Here is a 23,449-nt window from a genome sequence, read left to right on the forward strand (position 1 = left end):
TTTAAATTGGATTAATTTTGTAATTTTAAGGAAAAAATTTATTTCTTATTTAAATTTTTATAGAATTTATGCTATCAAATAACTAATCGCTTGTAAATTGCAGTAGTTCATAATCTTTTGGTGTGTCAATGTCGATAGCACCTTTGGCAAAAGAAATAGAAAGAACGTTGCGATCGCATCTTTTAATTACTTGTTTTGCTCCTTCACTACTCTTGAGGTTAGCCAGCTCTGAAAAAAAACTGCTACTAAATAAAGCTGGTACGCCTCGCGTTCCTGCATACTCAGACGCAACAATGGGTTTACCCATAAGATAATAAGCCTCAACCAGTTGATTAATAACTTCAGGAGAGACAAACGGTTGATCGCAAAGCATCAATACGGCTGCTTCTATTTCCTCTGGCGCAGCTTCTAACATTTTAATACCGCAACGAATCGAAGTAGACATCCCCTCATTCCATTGCAAATTTTCTACTACCTGCACTTCCGGGTGATTAACCTCGTGTTGCAATAATTCCGCATAAGCTCCCAGCACAACCACAAGCGGACGACACATTGAAGCAATAGCAACTTCTACAGCATTAGCTAGAAAACTGCGCCCGCGATAAGACAACAATTGTTTAGGAGTACCCATGCGAGTTGAAGCGCCCGCAGCTAAAATTACAACACCAACAGGAAAATGCTTTACTTGCATATTTATCTTCTGTTTTCATTGTTATGAGTATGAATTGGTGCTTTTCTTTCTCTGAGCAATCCGCCTGTACGATTTGCTAAAACAGCTTTGATTTCAGCCGCGATCGCTAGAGCAATTTCCTCTGGAGAATCAGCGCCAATATCGATACCAATAGGAGCGTACAAGCGAGCGAGTTGGGCTAGCGTTGGTGCGCTTTCTTGTGCCAAAATCTCCTGAAGTAACTTTTCAGTTCTTTTCTTAGGGCCAAGCATACCTAAATATCGCACGGGCGATGGTAAAAGAATTTTTAAAAGTTCTAGATCGTGCATATAGTTATGAGTCATAACTACAGCTACCGTGCGATTATCAATCTGAACGTATTCTTGTATGTTCTCCGGACGAGAAACAATAACTGCATCAGCTAGAGGAAACTGCTGTTTAGTTGCATAAGCAGAGCGGCTATCAACTATAGTTACATACCATCCCAGCTCTTTAGCAAAACGTACTAACGGCAAAGCATCCCCACCAGCACCAAAAATTACTAGGGAAACTGGTGGCGCGATCGCTTCGATGAAAACTTCCACATTGCCAGTCAACAATGGGTAAACTTTAACTATTGATTGGTTGCTTGTTAGGGCTATTTGGGCATCATCCAGAATGCTTTTAACAACTGAAGACTCTGAAATATTGCTCTCTATATTTCCGTCTGAGTACAACCTTAAATATTCGCCAACTTTAACGTTTAATTCACCTTCAATTCGGAAAATTGTTGCCATAACTCCTGGCTCCCTTTGGCGCAGACACTCTGCCAGGAATGCTGTAGGACTTAGATTGCTTTGTGGTAATATCGCCTCAATTAAAACCTCAACTCTGCCATTGCAACCCAGCCGCATACCCCAAATAAGATCGTCATCGGAAGTTGTGTCGTAGGTAACGAGAACAGGTTCGCCTGAGTCCATCACCTGTCTAGCGCGTTCAAAGACATCCTGCTCCAGACAACCACCGCTGATAGAGCCGACAGTAGTGCCATCAGGAGTTATCAACATCCGAGCGCCCGGTCTGCGATAAGTAGACCCGTTGACTTTAACGACAGTGGCAAGGGCAGCAGTTTTACCGCAATTTTTTAGCTGCTTAAATGCTGCAACAATATCCTGTAACTCTTTCATAATTGGGTACTGCAAGCAAGCCAAAAGTCAAAAAGCAAAACCAAGAAAAGTAGGAGCTTTTTAACTTTTGGCTCGTGATTATAGGCAAATTAAATGTGGAACAATTTACAGCAGCTTATCCGGCGTAATTGGTAAATCGCGGATGCGCTTGCCCGTTGCGTGGTAAACAGCATTTGCCACCGCCGCTGCTACCCCAGTGATGCCAATTTCACCAACACCTTTAGCTCCTATAACATTGACGTGGGGATCTGTTTCTTCCACAAAGTACGCTTCAATTGCAGGAATATCGGCGTTGACGGGTACGTGATATTCGCCCAAGTTGGGGTTGACGATACGCCCGAACCGACTATCGGTGATAGTTTCTTCGAGTAGCGCCATACCAATGCCCATAACAATACCGCCAATCATCTGCGATCGCGCTGTCTTTAAATTCAAAATCTGTCCCGCGCCAAAAGCTCCTACAAAGCGCGTAACGCGGACTGTACCAAAGTCGGGATCTACGCGCACCTCGGCGAATTGTGCGCCAAACGAGTGCATGGAATATTTCTTCTCTGGTTGGTCAAACTTAGCATCGAAGTTTGCTTCCACCATCTTAAGATTTTGGCGCTTCAGCACAGATTCGTAGGTTTCTGTTTTCCCCTTATCGCTTTTGACAAAAATTTTGCCGCCTTCAATCGCGAGTTCGCTATCGGGGATGTTATAAAGTGGCGATCGCTTATCCGCACGGGCTATCTCCAGCACCTTTGCGAGTGCCGTTTGCGTCGCTCCTACAACAGCACTACCGACGGAAGCAACTGTCGCGGAACCGCCAGAAACTGGCGCACGCGGCATTGCAGTATCGCCGAGTTCAAATTTCACCCGCTCAAATGGTACTCCCAACACATCGGCGATCGCTTGCGCCATTACCGTTGCCGTACCCGTACCCATCTCATGCGTACCGCTTTGCACAACGACGCTGCCATCTTGCATAATTCGTGTTGTGGCGCTAGCGGGAAAGCGGACTACAGGATAAGTTGCACTTGCCATTCCCATCCCAATCAGATAACGACCATCCCGCATAGAACGCGGTTCGGGGGTTCTGCGCGACCAGCCGAATTTCTCCGCCCCAAGTTGGTAAGATTCCTTCAGCGACTTGCTCGACCAAGGCAAGCTACCATCCGGGTCGGTGTCCGCGTGGTTACGCAGGCGCAACTCAATCGGGTCGAGTTTGACAGCATATGCAAGTTCGTCGAGAGCAGCTTCCAAAGCATACATTCCCGGAGCTTCTCCAGGAGCGCGCATAAATGTCGGTTTCCCTTTGTTGAGGCGGACTACCCGTTGCGAGGTTTGCAGGTTGGGGGTGGCGTACATCATGTGCGTTGATTTGGTGAACGGTTCGACGAATTCACCTATTGCTTCTTCGCAACTATCGGAGATGCCTTTATGAGCTAATGCAGTCAAGCGTCCGTCGCGCTTCGCTCCCAGTATAATTTGCTGCTCGGTCTGCGCTCGATGTCCAACGGATGCAAACATCTGCGGGCGCGTCAACACTACCTTTACCGGACGATTGACGCTGCGGGCGGCTAGGGCGGCTAGGGGGACGTGCGACCACATACTCCCTTTACAGCCAAACGCGCCGCCGATGAACTGACAGATGACGCGCACATTTTCTTCTGGAAGGCCGAAAGCTTTTGCTAAAGTTGTACGCACGCCGAAGGTGTTCTGCGTGGAATCGTAAACTGTTAGCTTTTCCCCCTCCCAGATGGCGGTTGTGGCGTGCGGTTCCATCGGGTTGTGGTGTTCGGTAGGGGTGGTGTAAGTTTGTTCAACCCTAACTTCCGCTTCCGCCAGACCTTGTGCCAAATTGCCGCGTTCGGTATCTGCTGGTTTACTGAAGCCAACCATCCCTTTAGGCATAGCCGCGCGATCGCGTTCCATCTTTGTTAGAGGCGGTTGTTCTTCGTAAGCGACGCGCACGAGTGAAGCGGCGTGGGTAGCGCGTTCCAAGGTATCGGCGATCGCAACCCCAACGTACTGTCCGCTGTGATGTATATTCCCGTCTTGCAATGGGATGCGATTTTCCGCTGCGGCTCCCCCTTGCATCATACCGGGCATGGCGACAAATTTAGTTGCGTTCAGGTGGGTGAGAATTGCTAGAACACCAGGCAATTTTTCCGCCGCACTAATATCGATACTCTTGATATTGCCACGCGCAATAGTACTGCCAATAAGCACTGCATAGGCAAGTTTATCTTGGGGAAATTCAGCCGAGTAACGTGCTGCGCCTGTAACCTTCAAGCGTCCGTCAACCCGGTTCATCGGCTTACCGACGGCTTTGTTGTTATTTTGATTTGCGTTCATGCTGTAGTTCCTTCTGCTGCTGTGGCGATCGCGAGAGCAATAGCCCGCTTAGACATTTCAACTTTGAAAGCGTTGTACTGATATGGTTTAGCTTCTCGCACAGTCGCCTCGGCTGCTGCTTGAAATGTCTGCGCGTTCGCTTTGGCACCAACTAAAATTTGTTCTGCTGCGATCGCCCGCCAAGGCTTATGCGCTACCCCCCCCATTGCTACTCTTGCGCCCCGAATTGTACCGTTGTCAATATCTAAGGCAGCAGCAACGGAAACTAAAGCAAAGGCATAACTTGTGCGATCGCGTACTTTCAGATAATGCGACGCACGGGCAAAACGCGATTCTGGTAAGTCCACCGCCATAATTAGCTCGTCGCGTCCCAGGACGGTATCAATTTCTGGCGTATCGCCGGGTAAACGGTGAAATTCACTAATAGGGATTTGTCGTTCTCCGTTTGGCCCCTCTACGCGCACCATTGCGTCAAGTGCCGCTAGGGCTACGCACATATCCGAAGGATGGGTGGCAATACACTTATCGCTAGTGCCAAAGATGGCGTGAATGCGGTTGTATCCTTCAATAGCTGCACATCCCGACCCGGGCGATCGCTTATTGCACGGCATCGCCGTATCGTAGAAGTAGTAACATCGCGTTCTTTGCATCAAATTGCCGCCCATCGTTGCCATATTTCGCAGTTGCGGCGACGCACCAGCAAGTAAGGCTTGGGAAAGTAAAGGATAGCGATCGCGTATTAACTTGTTATTAGCTACATCGCTATTCCTTGCCAACGCCCCGATTCTCACGCCACCTGAAATTGTCTCTACTTTCTCTAACGGTAGTCGCGTAATGTCAACCAGACGATCCGGTTGCATCACCCCCTCTTTCATCAGATCGAGTAAATTTGTGCCGCCTGCAATAAATTTTGCTTTCTGGTCGCCAGCGACAGTTTGAATAGCTGTACCCTGGCTGGTAGCGCGGACATAGCTGAATGGTTTCATAATTATTTTTTGAGCTTAGTTGCTACCCTGCTTTAAGCTTTCATTTCCCGCACTTCTTGCACTGCTGCGACAATACCTGGATAAGCACCGCAACGACAAATATTGCCACTCATGCACTCCCTAATTCCCTCATCGGATGACGGACAACCTTCTGCTAGCAGACCAACCGCCGACATAATTTGACCGGGGGTGCAGTAACCGCACTGAAAGCCATCGTGCTTGATGAATGCTGCTTGTAGTGGGTGAAGTTCTTCCCCTCGCGCTAAACCTTCAATTGTGGTAATTTCGTCTCCTTCGTGCATGATTGCAAGGGTGAGGCACGAGTTAATGCGCCTTCCATCTATCAATACCGTACACGCGCCGCACTGTCCGCGATCGCACCCTTTCTTACTACCTGTCAGCCCGATGCGTTCTCGCAGTGCATCCAGGAGGGTGACGCGGGGTTCAATTTGCAATGGGTATGACTTACCGTTTACTCGCAGCATTACCGCAACGCTATCACCTGCTAACCCTGCGGGTGTTGGGGAAGTGGGTTTAGGGTTTGTTTGTGCTATGACTTTCTTGGTAAACTCCCCAACTGTAGTTGCTACTACACCCAGGATGATTAACTGCCCAAACCGTCTTCGCCTCAGCCTCAGTTTCATAGCTTCACTCCTATATTTTGCATAAGTTTAATTAATATCAACAGCGATCGCCTCACCCAGTCTTGATTGTTGATACAGAGCTAGCGCTCAAACCCAGCTGAGTTATAAATTACCGCTATTAGCGATCGCTATTATAAATTATCTACCTTTAGCCGGAAGTATTTGTCTACTGCTTGGCCATTATTCTTTCTTCCCAGTTGCGTTTACTCATCCCTAAGACAGATATTTTCAATATTGAAAATCTTAATACTTTAAATATATTGCCATCCAAGGCCGTTGATATTTCCTAACCTTTCATGGCAAAAGGCTTGAGTAGCTATATGTAAGCGTCTCAAACCCGAATTAACCAAACTAATTTTAAGAGCGATCGCTATTTGTAATGTCAGTCCTACTCGCCTGCTTCACTAAACATTATAGATTGAGCGAGAATTGAACGAAAATTTGGTATAAATCGTAACTTTTTTATAATTGTGTGTCTCTGTTACGAGCGATACAAGCATCCGGTTCTTGGTTGTAAGTAGCAGGAATAAGAATGTAATTTCTAAAGGTATATTTTTGTCCTCCCAAGCAAGTAATATTTTTTTACTGTGGCAAATTTGGATGGAACAATTGTATCTCTGGGTGTTTTTGTAACATTCAGTGCAGCCACAACAATTTTGCATCCAGAAAAAGCAACATAGTGAATATCACCCAATTGTATGAGCCAGGATACCCCGCTGGGATGATATAATTGGATTATGTTCTTTAGGTAACTAAACTGCTGGAAAATTGTTTAGTTATTAAAATTTAGATTACTCTTCTTTAGCGCCTTTACATTTTCCGACTAAATTGCCTAATTTTAATTACTTGTAATTGTTAATAAATACACTGCTTGCTATTGTTTGTAGTGCTATATTCCTGAAGGTGATTTATATGTTAAATAGCGGTGTAACTATAAACACAACCTTTTCTAAATGCATTAGATAAAAAGCCCCTTATAAATCCTCCCTTGGGAAGGCGTGCCGAAAAACAGGACTTGTTACTCTACTTAATAATAGATAGATTTTTTAGTCAAACCTCTAAGTTTAGGAGGAATTACCTATTAAAATCTATTTTTAGAGCTTGGAGTTTCCCGGCCTAAGTTTTAAGATACAACAACAGCCTAATGTAAATTAAATAGCTATTCGTCAGGGTCTGGAAGTTCGTAACCGCAGAGAAAACCGCGATCGCTTTCGTTTGGCTATCTTTACGGGCGCCTAGCTAGGCGCCCCTAGTATATGTGGACTTGCTGCGTAAGTCCTGTAAATGAAAGTAACAATCAAGCTCAGATTAACTTTTTAAAACTTATTTAGGCCGTATGTTCAGCGAAGTAGAAAATACCAATTTAGCACAAGCAAATCCTCTTGCAGTTCAGGAAATACCAGAAAATACATCATTAACGGCACTTCCTGCAAATCAACCTTATAAAATTTCAAAGCCAGAAATTCGGTCAAGCCTTAAGGCATTAACTATCGAAGGTGTCGTCGCTACAATCTTTTACAGCATTATTGGCGGCGCGTTGCTGAGTAACTTTTTGCTGGATTTGGGTGCAGGGCCAGTGGAAATTGGTATGCTTGCGTCTATTCCTCAGCTGACGAATCTTCTCCAACCGCTGGGAGCATATATAGCAGATCGAACCAAGAGCCGCCACTGGTATGCCCTCTTCACCTTCGGTCCGCCACGTCTGCTGTGGCTGATTTTGGTACCAGCAATCTGGATGGTCAGCTCATCTCAACTCGCTCCGCATCGGCTGGTGCAGTTGACATTAGCAATTATCTGGGTGGTAAATATCATGGAAGCTTTGGGTCGTGCTTCCTGGTTTAGCTGGCTGGCTGTGTTAGTACCTCCGCGCTTCCGGGGGCGGTATTTTGGCCTTCGCAACAGCTTTCTAAGCTTAACGAGTTTGATCGGCGTGCCGCTACTTGGTCTAGCAGTGTCGAAGTGGCCTGGTGGAACGCTTCAAGGCTACGGGACGATTTTGGTTGTAGGAATTGTGTTCGGGCTGGTTAGCCTGATCTTCCAGTTCTTTATGAGCGATGTGAACCCGCAGCTAGTGCATGCGACGCATTCAGAGACAACCGAAAACTCGCGCTGGGGAGAAGCTAAAACCTTCTTCAAGAACAGTAATTTTTTGAAGTTTTTGCTTTACTCGGGTCTGTGGAGTTTTGCCGTTAACATCAGCGCTCCCTTCTTTAACCTCTACTTGCTGGATAACTTAAATATAGATGTCAGTGTAGTAACGATCTATAACAGCTTAGGAGCTGGCGCTAACTTACTGATGCTAATGGTATGGGGCAAACTGGCAGATCGAGTTGGGAATCGCCCGCTGATGATAGTAGTGGGACTTTTAGTGGCGCTGACGCCTTTATTGTGGCTAGAAGCTGGAACAGATCCTATTTTTCTTTGGGCTTGGTTTCCCTTCTTGCACATACTGGGTGGTGGGACGTGGGCGGCGATTGACCTTTGCAGCGGCAATCTTTTGATGGGAGTGACACCGCTACGCAATCAGTCGATTTACTTCGCGATCGCGGCGGCTGTTCCTGGTGTCACTGGTGCAGTAGGCATCACCCTTGGGGGCTTTTTAGCGACTCTGACTGATGTCGGTGGTTTGCCGGGGGTGTTTGCTCTGTCAGCCGTCGTGCGGTTGGCTGCCCTCCTGCCCTTGGTTTTTGTAGGAGAGCAGCGTTCTGTGCGCGTGCGTCACCTCTGGCGAGTCCTTTCCCCACTCCGGCGGCAAGGGGCAGTTCTTCAAGGAGGAGGCATCGGTTTTCAACCATTTACTGAAACCGAGGAGGAATTATTAGCTGTAAGCCCAGTTATTGAGCCTTCAGCGGTTGATTTACCTTAGAGATTACTCGTACATTGCAATTAAAAATGGGGATTTTTATTTAAATAAAAGTCCCCATTTTAGTTTAAGTCACTCTACTTTATGCATGACGCTTTTGATGCCACTGCCATGCATGAGCTATGATTTCGTTGATGTCGGGATACTGGGGATTCCAACCCAAAATTTTTCTGGCTTTGTCGCTACTACCGACTAAGGCAGGTGGATCTCCAGCGCGGCGATCGCGTTCTTCCGTTTTAATTTCTCGCCCCGTTATTTTCTTTGCAGCTTCTATTACTTCTCTGACTGAAAATCCGCTGCCATTCCCTAGATTAAATACGTCGCTGTTTCCCCCTTTCAGCAGATAATCTAGACCCAAAACGTGGGCTTGCGCCAAGTCGGCAACGTGAATGTAATCCCGAATGCAAGTGCCATCTCGCGTTGGATAATCTGTGCCTAAAATTGAGATAACATCGCGCTTCTGCATAGCAGTTAGCAGCACTAGAGGAATCAGGTGAGTTTCGGGTGCGTGATCTTCACCCAGCAACCCATCTGGGTTAGCGCCTGCGGCGTTAAAGTAGCGGAAACAGACAGACTTGAAATCGTAAGCTGTATCAAAATCAGATAAGATGCGCTCTACCATCCACTTGGTAGTTGCATAAGGGCTGATGGGGTCTTGGGGATGGTCTTCAGTAATAGGAACAAACTTGGGCACGCCATAAAGAGCGCAAGTAGAAGAAAATACAAATTTTTTGATGGATGCTGCCACCATTGCTTCTAAGAGAGTCAACGTACCTGCAACATTGTTGTGGTAATATTTGCCTGGTTCGCTGACAGATTCGCCCACAGCAATAAAAGCGGCAAAGTGCATTACGGCAGCAATCTTGTGGGTGGTAAATATTTCATTAAGGAGGGCGCGATCGCTCGTATCGCCGACAATTAATTTTACCTTTAAAACCTGTTCTACAATTTCTCGATGACCATAAGACAGGTTATCAAGAACAATTACTTCGTATCCTGCTTGTTGCAAAGCTAATACTGCATGGGAGCCAATATAACCCGCTCCCCCTGTTACTAAAATGGTTAATTTATCTTCAGGCATGGTTGCTCCCTCCTAACTGCGATCGCGTTTATATTTTAAAATTTTCCCCCGAATGAGTCCGGGGGATTACAATTTTCTGATTTTAGATTTTGCCCACCAGAGTTTCTTGGCGGGGATGATGATTTAGATGCTTCCCACGCCTGAAATTTCTACTAATCTAAAATTGGCTGCGCTCGTCGAAGTAGCGAGACATGGCATTATCAAGACAAGGAAGCATTGCGCCGCGCTTGCTGCCGAGAACGCTATATGTTGGACGAGGTGCGGCAAGACCAAGCTCTCGCGTGGGGCGAGATTCGATACGACTTGCATCGACACCAGCACGAGCAGCGGCTAGCCGTGCCAAGTCATCCCAAGCGATCGCGCTCTTATTAGCCAAATGCCACAAGCCGTACTCGCCATCAATTAACAGATCGAGACTGGCATGGACAAGATCGGGCACGTAGGTAGGCGAAACCACCGCATCAGAAGCAGCGACAAAGCTATGCCCAGCTTCGAGACAGCGTAGCGCAATAGTAACGAAGTTGTACTCATCCCAAGGCCCGAAAAACGCACTGGTGCGGATAACCAGCGATGATGGATTAGCCGTTAAGACCCGCTCCTCTGCAAGGACTTTGCTGCGCCCATATACGTTGAGGGGTGCAACTGTATCGCTCTCTATATAAGGAACTCCACCATCCCCATTAAATACAAGGTCTGATGAGAAGGTGAGCAACGCCACTCCCCTCGCAGCGCACGCAGCCGCGAGTATTGCTGGCCCTTCAGCGTTCACGCGCAGGCAGGCATCGGGTTCGCGCTCTGCATCGTCCACTCTAACGTATCCGGCAGCGTTCACAACCGCCCAAGGATTCAACTCACTCAGCGCCCTATCGACGGAAACGGGGTCAAGAATGTCCATATCTTGCCGTGTCAGCAGACGGTAGGGAATACCCCGGACTTCGCACAGTCGGGCAAAAGCCTTACCCAGCGTTCCTGTTGCTCCAATAATGGCTAGGGGGCGCACAACTTTTTGATTGTGGATTGTGGATTGTGGATTTGGCATTTCTATTGGACAGCAACTAGCTGGTGGATAAAGCAGCCTAACAGGTCGATGCCACCATCCAGGCAGATCGAGGAGGGGGTGGTTTGGTTCGCGTCCATCTGCTAAATCCCGTAGCATCTGGGCGAGGGCGGTAGCGCGGGGATAAGAGGCACGCATATCGAACACGCCCGGTTCGTAGTGACCCTCTATCCGGGTTAGCAAACTATTCCAGTCGTAAGCGCCTAGAAGCGACCAAGCTGTGACAGCACGCACGTCCACGCCTTCGCCCCGCAGAGTTTTCGCCGCATTCCAGATCTCGTACAGCCAGCGCAGTTGCTCTTCGCGGGTGCAACCGAGGTGTGCCTCGGTGACAGCGATGGGTAGCCTGTAGCGTTCCCATGCTTCTTTTAGACGTGCGGCGGGATTAATAGCCGCATCCTCTTCGGCGCAGACACGCACCGCTTCTACGTCTGCATATCTATGCAGCCCGTTTCCGCCATGCGATCGCGTCGGGTAGTATTCTAGACGGTCGTCGAGGAAGCGATCGCTCGTCACATAATGGTTAATTCCCATTATGTCTGGCGGGCAAGGATTATCTAGAAACCAATTTAATTCCGCTTCGCTCACTCCACACTGGCGTAGATACTTCCACGTTGGGCGATCGCGATTCAGTTTTCCGCACAGCAGATCGAAACTCAACCAGCGGCGCTCGTTCTCCAGCTCTGCCTGATACGCTAGTAGCGGCGTGCTGAAAATCTTACCCAAATCCTCGGTCTGCACCAGTTTGGCGTTTGGGTTTACCTCGCGGATTGCCCGCATCGATAGTATTGTTGCCCGACATTGCATCAACAAAGCACGGCCAAAAGTTAGATCGTCTCGACCGTGAGGATACCAATGGCCGTACAATCCGCTAAATCGCGCCGTCGTCAGCGGCTCATTCACTGGCGTGTAACTGTCCAGCCAAGGATAGCGACTGGCAACCGCACGGGCAAACTCGGCTAGTTTCTCTGGAAATGCCGGATCTATTAAGCTGGTGTCGCGGGGGCCGCTACCATGATGCACAAATCCCACAATCGGGCGAATTCCCAGTTCGCGCAAACGTTCCAATCGCTCATCTGCCCACGACCAGTCAGCACTATCCAGTCCATTTGGTGCAGTCCGTTCCCATAAAACCGGGTAGCGGATGGCACGTATACCAAGTGCTGCAAATTGGTTGAGGTCATCAACCCGCGTCGCGTGACCGTTACGCTCAAGCTGATCGAAATACTCGTTGCCTACACGATTAACTGTACATTCCACTCCACCCCAAACCTCTAAAGGTGGGATAGCGATCGCGTCTTTATTCATCAGTCTCCTCCTACAGGCGTTGTATCTAAAGGCAAAAGCATAGAGAAAGCAAGCTTTTGCCTTTTTGTTTTTTTACTTAGCTACTGCTTCCGAGCGCTGCTTGCTGCCGATCTGTTTGTAGACTGTGAGAGCCTGAGCCACCACTTGATCCATGTTGTAATACTTGTAGGTCGCCAAACGTCCCACGAAATGCACGCCAGGAGTTGCGTCGGCCAGAGCCTTGTATTGCTTGTAGAGTTCTGCATTCTCCGGACGCGGTACGGGGTAGTATGGATCTCCCTCGGCACGCGGATATTCGTAAACAATGCTAGTTTTGGAGTGTTCTTGTCCCGTCAGATACTTAAACTCAGTAACGCGGGTGTAAAGATGTTCGTTGGGATAATTCACTACTGCCTGTGGTTGGTAGACAGGCATATTGTGAGTCTCGTGCTTAAACTCCAACGAACGATAAGGTAGCTTCCCATAACGGAAATTGAAGTATGCATCGACGGGTCCGGTATAGATCATCTCTTTATAAGGGATGATGCCCACGATGTCCCGATAATCAGTGTTCAGCATGATCTTGATGTTCGGATGGTCTAACATCTTCTCGAACATCCGGGTATAGCCGTGCAGAGGCATTGCCTGATAGCTATCTGTAAAATAGCGATCGTCGCGGTTGGTGCGGGTGGGTACGCGGGCAATCACTGACTTATCTAGTTCAGACGGGTCCATATCCCATTGCTTGCGGGTATAGTTGCGGAAAAACTTCTCATAGAGTTCCCGTCCAACTTTGCTGACAACTACATCTTCACTGGTGCGAATGTAATCTTTAGCTTCAGCTACCGATGCAAAGAATTCCTCAAGCTCAAAAGATGTCAGTTTTAACCCGTACATCTTGTTAACAGTATCCAGGTTAATGGGGATGGGCAGCAGTTGACCATCCACGCTGGCAAGTACCCGATGTTCGTATTGCCGCCAAGCCGTGAACTGCGATAGGTACTCGAAAACTTCGCGGGAGTTGGTATGAAAGATGTGCGGGCCGTATTTGTGGACGAGGATGCCAGAATCATCGTAATGGTCGTATGCGTTACCCGCGATGTGGTTGCGGGTGTCAATAATTAGGATTTTATTGCCCTCGCTTGCAAGTCTTTCAGCAAGGACGCTTCCAGCGAAACCAGCACCAACAATCAAATAATCAAACTGTTCTTTGCCACCATTATTGCGATTTGGCTGTCCTGCACCTGTAGCGAGGCGAGCGATCGCCTTTTTATCTAATGCCGACTGTATCAGTTCGCTCATCCCTCCCCAAGTACGTTCCCAAGAAATCTGCTCTAAGAACGCATCAACACGAGCCAACCATCCCGACTCTTGGCAGTCCTCTTTCATTGCTAACTCGGCTGCGGTGACAAACTCTGCAACCGTGTCTGCAATCCTCACCATGTTTTGCTGTCCGTAGGGACGAACGACATCCCGGATCGATGTAGATACAACGGGTTTGCCTGCGGCGAGGTATTCTGGAGTTTTGGTAGGGCTAATGAAGCGGGTTGACTCGTTGCGTGCAAACGGCAGCATCGCCAAATCCCACCCTGCAAGATACTTTGGTAGTTCTTTGTAGTCTTTACCACCGAGATAGTGAATGTTCTCGCGGCGCGGTAAAGTCTCCGGATCGATTTTCACAACTGGCCCAATTATCACTAGATGCCAATCTGGTCGCGCACTAGCAATACCGTCGAGCAATTCCAGGTCTAACCGTTCGTCGATTACCCCATAGAACCCAAGGCGCGGATGGGGAATGTTTGCTTGGTCTGCGGGTTCTTCTGTAATGTTTCTTGCCTGTGCAAAGTGCGGAACTTCTACGCTGCTGGGAAATGCATGGACGTTCGGGTGATGGTCGCGCTTGCTCTCATAAAGGCTTTGACCCCCTGTGAACACCAAATCGGCGCGGCGAAATAGTTCGGCTTCGCGGTCTTTGAGGATGGGCGATGCTCCCTTGAATGCCGACAGCTCATCCATGCAATCGTACACGGTCGCTAGCGGTTTCAAATGCTGGGTGAATGCGATCGCCATCGGCGTGTAGTACCAGCACATATACTGCTGGATATCGTATTGTGCAAACAAATTATCGAGCAAGGCTTTTTGAGCTGAGGTACGCGCTTCCTCGCTCAGATTTTCGGGCAGATGCGGCACTACAACCCATACTCCGCTATCGTGTATGCTGACATCTAGCCGCCCAACTCCCTCATCACTTGTTGGCACATCCGCGCTAAACATCGGTTCTTCGATAAAAAATACCCGCCGTCCTTGAGCGCAGCGGGTGAGAAGATGTTGGGGTCTTTGGAATACGAAATTCCAACGCAAATGAGACAAGCAAATTAAATCCGGTGCATTTGCCTGACACTCGCTAATTTTGGAGTCTTTGTTGGCGGAGCTTACAACTCCTATATCTTGCTTTTCTATATTAGAAGCTTGCTTCAATGGCGATTCTACTAGCACGCTCTGCTTCGTTTCAACCATTTTCGATGCTGCAACGTTGGTAAGATTGTTGTTTTTAATTTGAGCTTGGTGTAGAGACATAGGTTCCGCGGTCTATTTTTTTATTTTGATTAAATTTGCAAAATTTTTTCTACTACCATACTCAGCTAAATCCAAATTTGGTTAGCTAAAATAGAATGGTATTAGAAAAATTAGATGGCCAGCGCTTGTTTTCCCATTTACTAACTTGCAAAGCGCTTCTTTTAAGTCGTTATTCCTTGACTAACTATAACTTTTAAATATTTATAAATTTTCTACCCAAAGAGCGGATTTAATTCTATCTTAAGAATTGTTATAATGTAAAGTTTGATAGTAATCGCTTATACAATTTTTCTGGACAGGGAATCATCGTTTTAGGGCTCCGGGTCTTGTAGGGTAAGCTCTAAAGAAGGTTAGTTGACAAAAACACCATGATGTAGTATGATAAGTTACATCTATAGCTGGAGATACCAGCTCCTTCACCAACATAGAAATTTAGAGTTTGTGTAGGGATCTAATACAACTACGCGATCGCAGGCTGTTCAAATAAGCTGACGAAGTTTTAACCCTGAAAACTCACTAAATAGCTATAAATAAGATTTAAATCAGGCGAATTTGTTAGATGAAGTTGAATATAACCTATAGAAATAAATGTAACTATTTAGCTTATCTTTACTATAAATCCCAAAGTAATGTCTGTTAAATAGTTATTTTCTATCCAAAAGAAGAAGTTAATATTAAAGAATTGTGCATAGAGAGATAAAAATGAAACTCACGAAGAGCGATCGCGCACATCCCCAATATTAGATAAATTATAATAAAAAGCATTAAATGCAGATTGCCCAGCTGATTCGTTTTAAACAAAATACAGCTGGGCACTTACTGATAAGAGTTTAGTTAGTCTTAAGGCAAGGTGCGATCGCTAGTAAGCGAAAGACTGATAAACCTCAACTTCGGGTTTATTGTCCAGAGATTCCACAACAGGATTAAAGCGTAACAAGTGACGACCGCGTTCCGAAAGTGTATCAAGCGTAGCACGCGGTATGTGGATGCAGACCTCCGGGCGATACAACCAGCGGCGGCTGTAGCCAATTACAACCATTGGACGTGGGATATCTGTATGGTTAGGAGTTCCCCGATGCAGACCTCGCACATCGCGGATCATCACATCGCCCAATTGCATCGTTACTGGTTCTAACTTTACCTCGCCTGACTCCAGACGGCGCATTGCTTCCGCCTTGGGTATCATGTGCGTGCCCTTAGCGATCTCTATCGGGCCGTTTTCAAGCGTTACATCTACAAGCGGAAAGTTAATAGCAAGCTGGAATGGCGGCGTTTCTTCACCAGTTTCCGGGAAGAGTGGCGGAGCATCTCTATGAGTGTCTTGATAATCAGATCCCAATAATGGCGTGTCGGTCGCCAACTGGCACATTACTGCATCTTTACCTACTAATAGCTCAACAATTTCCAAGATTTCGTCATCTTCGTAAATCTTGGGGTCGGCAAAAGGAGCAGCAAACGGAAGGGTGACGTAATAACGCGCTGTTCCTCGATTGAGAAGCTTACCTTCACGATTAATGTGATCTTCTAGCAAAGGCGTGAAATTTTCACGCCAGGATTTGAGTATTGCGGGGGAGAAGTGATTGGGCAATACGCAATAGCCATCGTTCAAAACCGCTTGGGCGAACGATTGGATTTGTTGGGGGTTATAGCGGGTTGTAATCATATCTCGATTCTAAACATCCACCAAGCGTCTTGGGGAGGATAAAGTTTAACTTCTTAACATCAAGTTATAAATTTATAAATTCCACCATAACGCTACCTATGGCGTTTAATTTCAAAATAACAACACAACCTATAACGGGCTAGACAGGCGAATATTTAAGAATAATTGAGCCAAATTCAGCTCGCCGCCTTTTCCGGCTCTACTTGTCTTACTCTCTCGCGCGTAGAGATTTTTTTTCTTGGGAGTTTAAATGTTTGTAAGACTCGTCCCATCGTAGCTCGGCTGATCCTGACCTGAGTTTTTTGATAAAGTTTTTCGCACAGTTCATCTAAAGTTGCATTGTTATCCTCTTTTACAAACTGTGGTATGAGGGCTAATTGTTGGGGGGTAAGCTTTGGGGTTTGTCCTCCGCCATGAGGCTTAGGGTTAACCGAGCCAGTTTCGCGGTATCGCTTCAAGAGGCTCTGTACAAAACTAAGGCTAACTCGAAACCGTTTAGCTAGTTTGCGTTGAGAACCTTCTTGATTGTTGTAGGCGTCAATGATTTTTTGCCGTATGTCTATTGAGTAAGCTTTCATGTTGATTATCCGTGTTTTGGAGCGAGCGTTGCTATTTAAATAGTAAGGCAATTTAGGTATAAGAGCTATAATACAAAACTCTTTTTGGTAACTATATACTAGAGGAATAATACCAAAAGTTACAATGTTTGCCCGAACGCGATCGCCTAGTGGCAATTGCAGTTAAATTAAGAATAATTATAGGTTAATTGCACAACAAAACCCATTTACAAACCATTATTTGGAGTTTCAGTAGCTTTCTCTATTTTAGGACTTAAATTATTTTAAAACAAAGTTTATTCACCTACAATTTTTTTATAAGCAAGCTGTGTAAATTTAAACCAGTTGAGCAAATTTTTATTTACTATTTTGGCCTTCCGCTGTTGTCATAGCATCAACCTCTACATCTTGGTTACAGCAGTGTATATCTTCTCTGACCTGCTCCTCAAGAGCTTCGATAAAGCGATAAATTTCTTTGAGCAATTGATTGAGCTTGGTAATGTTTTCACCTTTAATGTCTTGATGGATGCTCATATTTCCCCTCACAATTTAAGTAAAATTTGGATGCAGTTGATCTAATCTCGAAAATTACATCGCGTCAGACGATATTTTTTGTATTCGGAACGGGTTGTTCATTATATCGTTTACTTTGTAGCAGGAAATAGCTTTAATGCTTGGTTCTGTTTTGCCCCTCCTATAGTATTCGCGCCACCATAGCACCATTGCAACTGCGGCGAACAAAGCACCCGCAACTACTGCGACAAGTATGAGTGCATTATTGTTCGCGTCGATCATTCTGGGTATCCCCCATGCAGAGCCTCCAAGCGTTTAATGCCTATGCCACAATCTACATCTGTTGCATTGCCTGCTCTTCTGCCTATAGGAATGGACGTATGTTAAGTCAATTAGTTATCATAAATACAAAAAATTGCGTGTTGCTCAACAGAAGTATGAATTGCTCAAGCCAGCCCTCACGCAGGGAGAAGGGCTGGAAATGATCGCAAAATGCGCTTTACCTAAACACAGAGGCAATGATGGGCGTTGCTGAGTTAAAAATAGCTTGTGTTTATTTACTGTTATTAAACCTAAGAATGCAGCATATCTTTCAGGGAATTAGCATCGCGAATAGCATGACCTTCGGGGTCATTATTGAAGTAAACGTATACATCAACCCCGTCTTGAAGAAATGAATTAATACGGTTTGCCCAAACAGACAATTCTTCATCGCTGTAGCCAATTCCCCGTTGTCCGGCGTGCATCCGAATATAAGTCCAAGGGGCAGTCAGACGGACATCGAGCGGAACCGTTGGGCTGACTGGCAGACAAAGCGCTGCACCAGAGCGAGCCAATAGTTGATAAACCTGTGGAATCAGCCAACTTGGGTGGCGGAATTCAAAGGTAAATTGTTGTTGCGGATAAGCTTGAAGCAATTCCAAGAACGGCTCAAGACGCTCGATATTGATAGACCAAGTATGAGGAAATTGGAATAAAATAGGCCCTAACTTTTCTTGCAAACCAGAGGCGCGTTCCATCAAGCGAGATAGCGGCTCTTCAGGGTCTTTTAACTTCTTCATATGGGTGAGGTAGCGGCTACCTTTGACAGCAAAAACAAAACCCTCTGGTGTTTGTTCGTGCCAAGTTTCAAAGACAGACCGCTCCGGCAAACGGTAGAAGGAAAAGTTGACTTCTACCGTTGGAAAATGGTGTGCGTAAAACGGCAATTGCTGGTCGCCAGGTAGGTGCGCTGGATAGAACAAATCCATCCAGTGCTTGTAAACCCAACCGCTAGTGCCGATTTGAAGCATATACCTTGGGGTCAACGCCCTCTTTCTTGGTAAACACAGCAGGTTTATCCATTTCTGAAGTTCTATAAGCTACGGCCATCTCAGTCGAGTTATGCGCCCATCCAATCTCTCCTTTAGGGTTTATGAGGATGCAACCAGCCTCGCCAACAACCCGTTCGGTTAAAGACTGAATTGCCATTTGTGCTGCTTGCTCTGGATGTTTGCCTTGAGCCAGGAAATCGATAGCAGTCTTAGCCAGAACGACTGGAATAATCGACTCGCCATCACCCGTTGTTGAGCAACCGCCTTTCTCAATATCAGCATACAGACCGCAGCCAACTAAAGCTGTATCGCCAACACGACCTGCATCTTGATTGGCAGTGCCGCCTGTTGAGGTTCCGGCGACCAAGTTGCCGTCAGCATCTAGTGCTACGCAGCCAACGGTGTTGGGGCGATCGATAACTTTCTCCTGCTCCTCCCACTGCTTTTCCTGCTCATCGGCGACCAAATCTTCTTTTGGACACATCTCAATCCCGTGTTTGGCTGCGAAGCGTTCTGCGCTTTCGGCAACTAGCAGCCGGGGTTTTTCATCCATAATCTTGCGTGCTACAGAGATCGGATGCCGCACTCCTTGAACTGCTGCCACTGCGCCCCAACCTAACTTAGAGCCATCCATGATCGCCGCGTCTACCTCTACTTCCCCTTGTTTGTTGAGAGTGGCGCCAAGTCCGGCGTTGAAGGTGGGGTCAGATTCGAGGACGCGGATGGCGGCTTCCACGGCATCTTTGGCACTGCCGCCTTTCTCAAGCACTGCCCAGCCTGCCTCTGCTGCTGCGGTACAGCCTTTATTGTTGGCTTCAACTTTTTCTTCTGTGATGGTTTTCGCTCCACCATGAACGATGATTGCAATTGTCATTTGTTAACTCCGTATTGCCTAGTAAATTATCGAAACCACATTAATTTGTAGCCCCGTAGTGCCCACCAAAACCCTTACAACCTGGCCTAGAAGTTATGGTGGGCAGTGCCGAGCTACGTTTAATGCCTAAAATCCAAACTTTCTAATCGGCTCGTCATCCCAAACGACGCAATACTACGAGCGATCGCGCTACTACTGGCACGGCTTGAGTGCCACCGTACACTTTCTCCTCTGCAACGAAGCGCGGCTCTTTGGTGTCAATTACAACAGCCCACTCTTTGTCTTGCATCACAGTTGGTAGAGTAAACTCAAGCGTTTCGTAGTGGGCGTTAAAGAACAGGAGAAAACTATCATCGCTGATGCGTTCGCCTCTGGGGCCAGGGCTGGGAATCTGGTTTCCATCCAAGAAAACCGCGATCGCCTTGGCATAACCAACATCCCACTGCTCCTCAGTCATCTCGCCGCCATCTGGATTGAACCAAGCAATATCGCTGATCCCCTTTCCGTGAATCGGTCGCCCTTGAAACCACTTGCGTCGCCGAAATACCGGATGCTGACGGCGGAAATAGATTAGCTCGCGAGTAAAATTCACAAGATCCTCATTTCCCGTCTGCAAGTCCCAATTGAACCAGGAGATTTCACTGTCTTGGCAGTAGGCGTTATTATTGCCGTTTTGAGTCCGCCCCATTTCATCTCCCCCCAGCATCATCGGGATGCCTTGGGACAACATCAGAGTTGTTAAGAAGTTCCGCCGCTGTCGCTCCCGCAATAGCAGCACTTCTGGGTCGTCTGTTTCACCTTCAACTCCACAATTCCACGAGCGGTTGTGGCTTTCACCATCCCGATTTTCTTCCCCGTTAGCTTCATTGTGTTTCTCGTTGTAGCTAACAAGATCGTTTAGCGGGAAGCCATCGTGGGCTGTGATAAAGTTAACGCTGGCATTAGGCCGCCGCCCGTTCAGCGCATACAGGTCAGGGCTACCAGTGAAACAGTAAGCAAACTGCCCTAAGCTCTCATCCACACCCCGCCAGAAGTCTCGCACCGTATCGCGATATCTGCCATTCCACTCAGACCAGAGAACCGGGAATTGACCAACTTGATAGCCGCCATCTCCCAAATCCCAAGGTTCGGCAATCAGTTTCACATCTGCCAGCACCGGGTCTTGGTGAATGATGTCAAAGAAAGCTGCCAGACTATTAACTTCATATAGTTCTCGCGCCAGAGCCGAGGCTAAGTCGAAGCGGAAACCATCGACGTGCATCTCTAAAACCCAATAGCGCAGGCTATCCATGATTAACTTCAGCACTTGCGGCTGACCCACGTTTAGAGAGTTACCGCAGCCTGTAAAGTCCATGTAGTAGCGGCGATCGCCCTCTACCGTTCGGTAGTAAACGAAATTATCGATGCCTCGCAGAGATAAAGTCGGGCCTAATTGATTGCCTTCTCCAGTGTGGTTGTAGACGACATCTAGAATCACCTCAATCCCGGCACGATGCAGTGCCTTGACCATCTCCTTAAACTCGTTCACCTGTTGTCCCACACTGCCGCTGGCGCTGTAGCCTGAGTAGGGGGAGAAATAGTTGATGGAATCGTAACCCCAATAATTCCTTAGCCCTTTATCAACAAGGTGTCCCGGACGAGCGAGGAAGTGATGCACGGGCATTAGCTCAACTGCTGTAATCCCCAGCCTCTGGAGATGCTCGATAGCTGCTGTATGTGCTAACCCGGCATAAGTACCGCGCAATTCTTCCGGGATATCGGGATGCAGTTTGGTAAAGCCTTTGACGTGAGTTTCATAAATGACAGTTTCGTGCCAAGGAGTTCTCAGCAGGTTGTCATCCTCCCAATCAAAGGTCTGATCGACAACAACAGATTTCGGAACTAGGGGGGCACTATCTAGATCGGAAAATGATAAATCTTTTTCCGGATTGTTCCAATCGTAGCCAAAGAGTTCCGGGCCGTTGCCTCTGAGGTTGCCATCAAGTGCTTTGCCATAAGGATCGATCAAAAGTTTATTGGGGTTGAAGCGATGACCCTGACTAGGTTCATAGGGGCCATGCACTCGGAACCCATACCGTTGACCGGGGCCTATACCGGGCAAATAACCGTGCCAGACGAAGTTGTTGACTTCAGTTAAAGTTATGCGTGTCTCTTTATCGTCTCTATCAAATAAACAAAGTTCGACACTTGTTGCATTTTCACTAAATAAAGCGAAGTTTGTGCCTTTGCCATCCCAGAATGCGCCCAGCGGATAAACATTACCGGGCCAAAGCGGTACGAACATAGATTAAGAACAAGGAAAAATGATAGTTAACAACATTCAACTCCTTAGAGCGCCAGCCAGCTAAAGGAATTGATAAAAGGTATCAAGAGGTGAAAGTTTAGCAGTGCGATCGCTTGCGATACTAACAACTGCTTAACTTAAGTTTCAAAACTTCCATTTACAAGAACCAGGTATTTAGTTCCCTTTGTTTGGTATTACTTCAGAAAGTTTCACTGTCTTGCAATTATTTCTGAGTTTGAAACCGGAGTTAGGAATTAATTTAGATTCGCAGTCCCAAATGGAACAACGCACTCTCTTAAAAGACACTACTTATTAATCTATGCGTTAATTTTTTGCCCAACTTCTACCGCAGGAATGGCGTTAATGATAAGAGAGAGTGTTATCATCTATACAAAATGCACTCTCATATACAGTTAAATTTGTCAATAGGATGAGTTGAGCTGTTAGCTGTTATAACCTTTGGGCGAAACCTTATATAGGTATAGTTATTGCAGTGCGATCGCATATTATTTGGTAAGCATCAGCACGCGGTTTTGGGGATGCCTAATTTCACTATCTATGAGTCCAACTTCTTCAATTTACCGTTACACCCTAGACCAATTCGATACTTTCTTTGCGATTTTTTGAAGGATAAATGAGTTCTGGTGATTCTACCTCATCTATTATATTGACCAATAGCTTAAGCCTTGGCTTGTGCAAATCCAGCAGCATTTCTGTGACCGCCGCCGCCATATTGTTTGGCGATTTCGCTGACATCGAAATTGCCTATGCTACGCAATCCCCACCTAGTATTTCCATCTTCATCATCAGAAGCGATCGCACTAAAAGGAGCTTCAGGAAGAAGCTTGCACAGGTAATTCCCAATATCAGAGGTATAGGTAGGCTTAGATGTATGAACTGTGGGGACTTTATACCCTCCTATTTCTGTCCAGGTATAGGTAGTCGCGATCGCTTCCACATCTTGTTGTCTTTTCTGAAGAATAGGAGTGCCAATCGTTCGCGCTATAAATAAAAAGTCATCATAAGAAAGTTTAGCTAGAGCATCCCAGACCTGAAAATCCATTTTAAAAGACCGGAGCGTTACATAAACCTCATCAGAAATAGTAAGCTCTTTCTTCCATAAATCTCGGTCTTGTACATACTGGATGAGAGTAGGAACTGGCTCGTCAGGATGCCAATATTCCCACGCCAGAACTGCCCCTGATTTATTCATATTGAAGTTAGCAAAAGATAGCCCCAGGAGAGCTTCTTGGGCTGTTTTGTGGTGGTCGAGTACGACAATTTCGCTGGCTATCTTTGCCATAGCTAGCATGACTTGCCTTGAATAAGAAAAATCCACCACGTACACGCGATCGCCATCATTTATCGTAGGTGGTTCTTCTCCGTAGCTCACTCCAATGTACTCAGCAGTATCCCCCAACACCGTCCAAGCGCAATAAGCGGCACTAAAACCGTCATTACAACCGTTGTGATAAAGGACTTTCGTCTCCATGAGGCTCTCCTTTTGCTACTATTACCATTTCACTTAAATTATGATACAGCGCGCCCCTTTTTAAGAGGGGCTAAGAGCAACT

General features: G+C 46.8%; 17 protein-coding genes. 1 reads left to right on the forward strand and 16 read right to left on the reverse strand.

What is annotated here, in order from left to right; all coding sequences use genetic code 11:
• Positions 1-82: 82 nt before the first annotated feature.
• From H6F77_RS14445 to H6F77_RS14465, 5 genes are all read right to left on the reverse strand, one after another.
• The gene (locus H6F77_RS14445; RefSeq protein ID WP_190489391.1) at positions 83-691 is read right to left on the reverse strand and encodes a nucleotidyltransferase family protein; all 609 of its coding nucleotides are present in this window, start codon (positions 689-691) and stop codon (positions 83-85) included.
• Positions 692-693: 2 nt separating this feature from the next.
• The gene (locus tag H6F77_RS14450) at positions 694-1,836 is read right to left on the reverse strand and encodes an XdhC family protein (RefSeq protein WP_190489392.1); all 1,143 of its coding nucleotides are present in this window, start codon (positions 1,834-1,836) and stop codon (positions 694-696) included.
• Positions 1,837-1,941: 105 nt separating this feature from the next.
• Positions 1,942-4,176 (reverse strand): xanthine dehydrogenase family protein molybdopterin-binding subunit, encoded by a 2,235-nt coding sequence (locus tag H6F77_RS14455; RefSeq protein ID WP_190489393.1) that lies wholly within the window; start codon positions 4,174-4,176, stop codon positions 1,942-1,944.
• Positions 4,173-5,162 carry an FAD binding domain-containing protein gene (locus tag H6F77_RS14460; protein WP_190489394.1) on the reverse strand — a complete coding sequence of 330 codons (990 nt, stop codon included), beginning with the start codon at positions 5,160-5,162 and terminating at the stop codon, positions 4,173-4,175. Before H6F77_RS14460 ends, H6F77_RS14455 begins: the two co-directional genes overlap by 4 nt.
• A gap of 32 nt (positions 5,163-5,194) precedes the next feature.
• Entirely contained in the window at positions 5,195-5,806 is a 612-nt protein-coding gene (locus tag H6F77_RS14465) for a (2Fe-2S)-binding protein (protein ID WP_190489395.1), read from the reverse strand.
• A 1,336-nt stretch (positions 5,807-7,142) separates the two neighbouring features.
• On the opposite strand from H6F77_RS14465, the gene H6F77_RS14470 reads away from it, so the two are divergent.
• Entirely contained in the window at positions 7,143-8,672 is a 1,530-nt protein-coding gene (locus tag H6F77_RS14470) for an MFS transporter (protein WP_190489396.1), read from the forward strand.
• Between the two features lie 79 nt (positions 8,673-8,751).
• Here the strand turns inward: H6F77_RS14470 and galE are convergent, their stop codons facing one another.
• The 11 genes from galE to H6F77_RS14525 all read right to left on the reverse strand — a co-directional run bounded on the left by galE (position 8,752) and on the right by H6F77_RS14525 (position 23,367).
• The gene (galE, locus tag H6F77_RS14475; protein ID WP_190489397.1) at positions 8,752-9,750 is read right to left on the reverse strand and encodes a UDP-glucose 4-epimerase GalE; all 999 of its coding nucleotides are present in this window, start codon (positions 9,748-9,750) and stop codon (positions 8,752-8,754) included.
• Between the two features lie 157 nt (positions 9,751-9,907).
• Entirely contained in the window at positions 9,908-12,115 is a 2,208-nt protein-coding gene (locus H6F77_RS14480) for an SDR family oxidoreductase (protein WP_190489398.1), read from the reverse strand.
• A gap of 72 nt (positions 12,116-12,187) precedes the next feature.
• Positions 12,188-14,671, reverse strand: a complete 2,484-nt coding sequence (gene glf, locus H6F77_RS14485; protein WP_190489399.1) for a UDP-galactopyranose mutase — start codon at positions 14,669-14,671, stop codon at positions 12,188-12,190.
• An 859-nt stretch (positions 14,672-15,530) separates the two neighbouring features.
• On the reverse strand, positions 15,531-16,334 hold the full coding sequence (locus tag H6F77_RS14490; RefSeq protein ID WP_190489400.1) for a phytanoyl-CoA dioxygenase family protein: 804 nt from the start codon (positions 16,332-16,334) through the stop codon (positions 15,531-15,533).
• A gap of 176 nt (positions 16,335-16,510) precedes the next feature.
• On the reverse strand, positions 16,511-16,912 hold the full coding sequence (locus H6F77_RS14495; RefSeq protein ID WP_199321344.1) for a helix-turn-helix domain-containing protein: 402 nt from the start codon (positions 16,910-16,912) through the stop codon (positions 16,511-16,513).
• A 336-nt stretch (positions 16,913-17,248) separates the two neighbouring features.
• Positions 17,249-17,425, reverse strand: a complete 177-nt coding sequence (locus H6F77_RS14500; RefSeq protein ID WP_190489401.1) for a hypothetical protein — start codon at positions 17,423-17,425, stop codon at positions 17,249-17,251.
• 54 nt (positions 17,426-17,479) lie between these two features.
• Positions 17,480-17,686, reverse strand: a complete 207-nt coding sequence (locus H6F77_RS14505; RefSeq protein WP_190489402.1) for a hypothetical protein — start codon at positions 17,684-17,686, stop codon at positions 17,480-17,482.
• Positions 17,687-17,976: 290 nt separating this feature from the next.
• Positions 17,977-18,696 (reverse strand): DUF72 domain-containing protein, encoded by a 720-nt coding sequence (locus H6F77_RS14510; RefSeq protein ID WP_190489403.1) that lies wholly within the window; start codon positions 18,694-18,696, stop codon positions 17,977-17,979.
• On the reverse strand, positions 18,677-19,591 hold the full coding sequence (locus H6F77_RS14515) for an isoaspartyl peptidase/L-asparaginase family protein (RefSeq protein WP_190489404.1): 915 nt from the start codon (positions 19,589-19,591) through the stop codon (positions 18,677-18,679). The genes H6F77_RS14510 and H6F77_RS14515 overlap by 20 nt, the downstream gene beginning before the upstream one ends.
• A gap of 154 nt (positions 19,592-19,745) precedes the next feature.
• Entirely contained in the window at positions 19,746-21,875 is a 2,130-nt protein-coding gene (glgX, locus tag H6F77_RS14520; RefSeq protein ID WP_190489405.1) for a glycogen debranching protein GlgX, read from the reverse strand.
• 679 nt (positions 21,876-22,554) lie between these two features.
• Positions 22,555-23,367, reverse strand: coding sequence for a DHH family phosphoesterase (locus H6F77_RS14525; RefSeq protein ID WP_190489406.1), 813 nt, complete (start codon positions 23,365-23,367; stop codon positions 22,555-22,557).
• Between the last annotated feature and the right edge of the window lie 82 nt (positions 23,368-23,449).

The organism is Microcoleus sp. FACHB-831, from assembly GCF_014695585.1.
Taxonomy (GTDB): Bacteria; Cyanobacteriota; Cyanobacteriia; order Cyanobacteriales; family FACHB-T130; genus FACHB-831.

Bases quoted from the DNA above. Each gene is read 5' to 3' on its own strand.
- H6F77_RS14445 (WP_190489391.1), bottom strand. From the start codon at position 691: ATGCAAGTAAAGCATTTTCCTGTTGGTGTTGTAATTTTAGCTGCGGGC.
- H6F77_RS14450 (WP_190489392.1), bottom strand. From the start codon at position 1,836: ATGAAAGAGTTACAGGATATTGTTGCAGCATTTAAGCAGCTAAAAAAT.
- H6F77_RS14455 (WP_190489393.1), bottom strand. From the start codon at position 4,176: ATGAACGCAAATCAAAATAACAACAAAGCCGTCGGTAAGCCGATGAAC.
- H6F77_RS14460 (WP_190489394.1), bottom strand. From the start codon at position 5,162: ATGAAACCATTCAGCTATGTCCGCGCTACCAGCCAGGGTACAGCTATT.
- H6F77_RS14465 (WP_190489395.1), bottom strand. From the start codon at position 5,806: ATGAAACTGAGGCTGAGGCGAAGACGGTTTGGGCAGTTAATCATCCTG.
- H6F77_RS14470 (WP_190489396.1), top strand. From the start codon at position 7,143: ATGTTCAGCGAAGTAGAAAATACCAATTTAGCACAAGCAAATCCTCTT.
- galE (WP_190489397.1), bottom strand. From the start codon at position 9,750: ATGCCTGAAGATAAATTAACCATTTTAGTAACAGGGGGAGCGGGTTAT.
- H6F77_RS14480 (WP_190489398.1), bottom strand. From the start codon at position 12,115: ATGAATAAAGACGCGATCGCTATCCCACCTTTAGAGGTTTGGGGTGGA.
- glf (WP_190489399.1), bottom strand. From the start codon at position 14,671: ATGTCTCTACACCAAGCTCAAATTAAAAACAACAATCTTACCAACGTT.
- H6F77_RS14490 (WP_190489400.1), bottom strand. From the start codon at position 16,334: ATGATTACAACCCGCTATAACCCCCAACAAATCCAATCGTTCGCCCAA.
- H6F77_RS14495 (WP_199321344.1), bottom strand. From the start codon at position 16,912: ATGAAAGCTTACTCAATAGACATACGGCAAAAAATCATTGACGCCTAC.
- H6F77_RS14500 (WP_190489401.1), bottom strand. From the start codon at position 17,425: ATGAGCATCCATCAAGACATTAAAGGTGAAAACATTACCAAGCTCAAT.
- H6F77_RS14505 (WP_190489402.1), bottom strand. From the start codon at position 17,686: ATGATCGACGCGAACAATAATGCACTCATACTTGTCGCAGTAGTTGCG.
- H6F77_RS14510 (WP_190489403.1), bottom strand. From the start codon at position 18,696: ATGCTTCAAATCGGCACTAGCGGTTGGGTTTACAAGCACTGGATGGAT.
- H6F77_RS14515 (WP_190489404.1), bottom strand. From the start codon at position 19,591: ATGACAATTGCAATCATCGTTCATGGTGGAGCGAAAACCATCACAGAA.
- glgX (WP_190489405.1), bottom strand. From the start codon at position 21,875: ATGTTCGTACCGCTTTGGCCCGGTAATGTTTATCCGCTGGGCGCATTC.
- H6F77_RS14525 (WP_190489406.1), bottom strand. From the start codon at position 23,367: ATGGAGACGAAAGTCCTTTATCACAACGGTTGTAATGACGGTTTTAGT.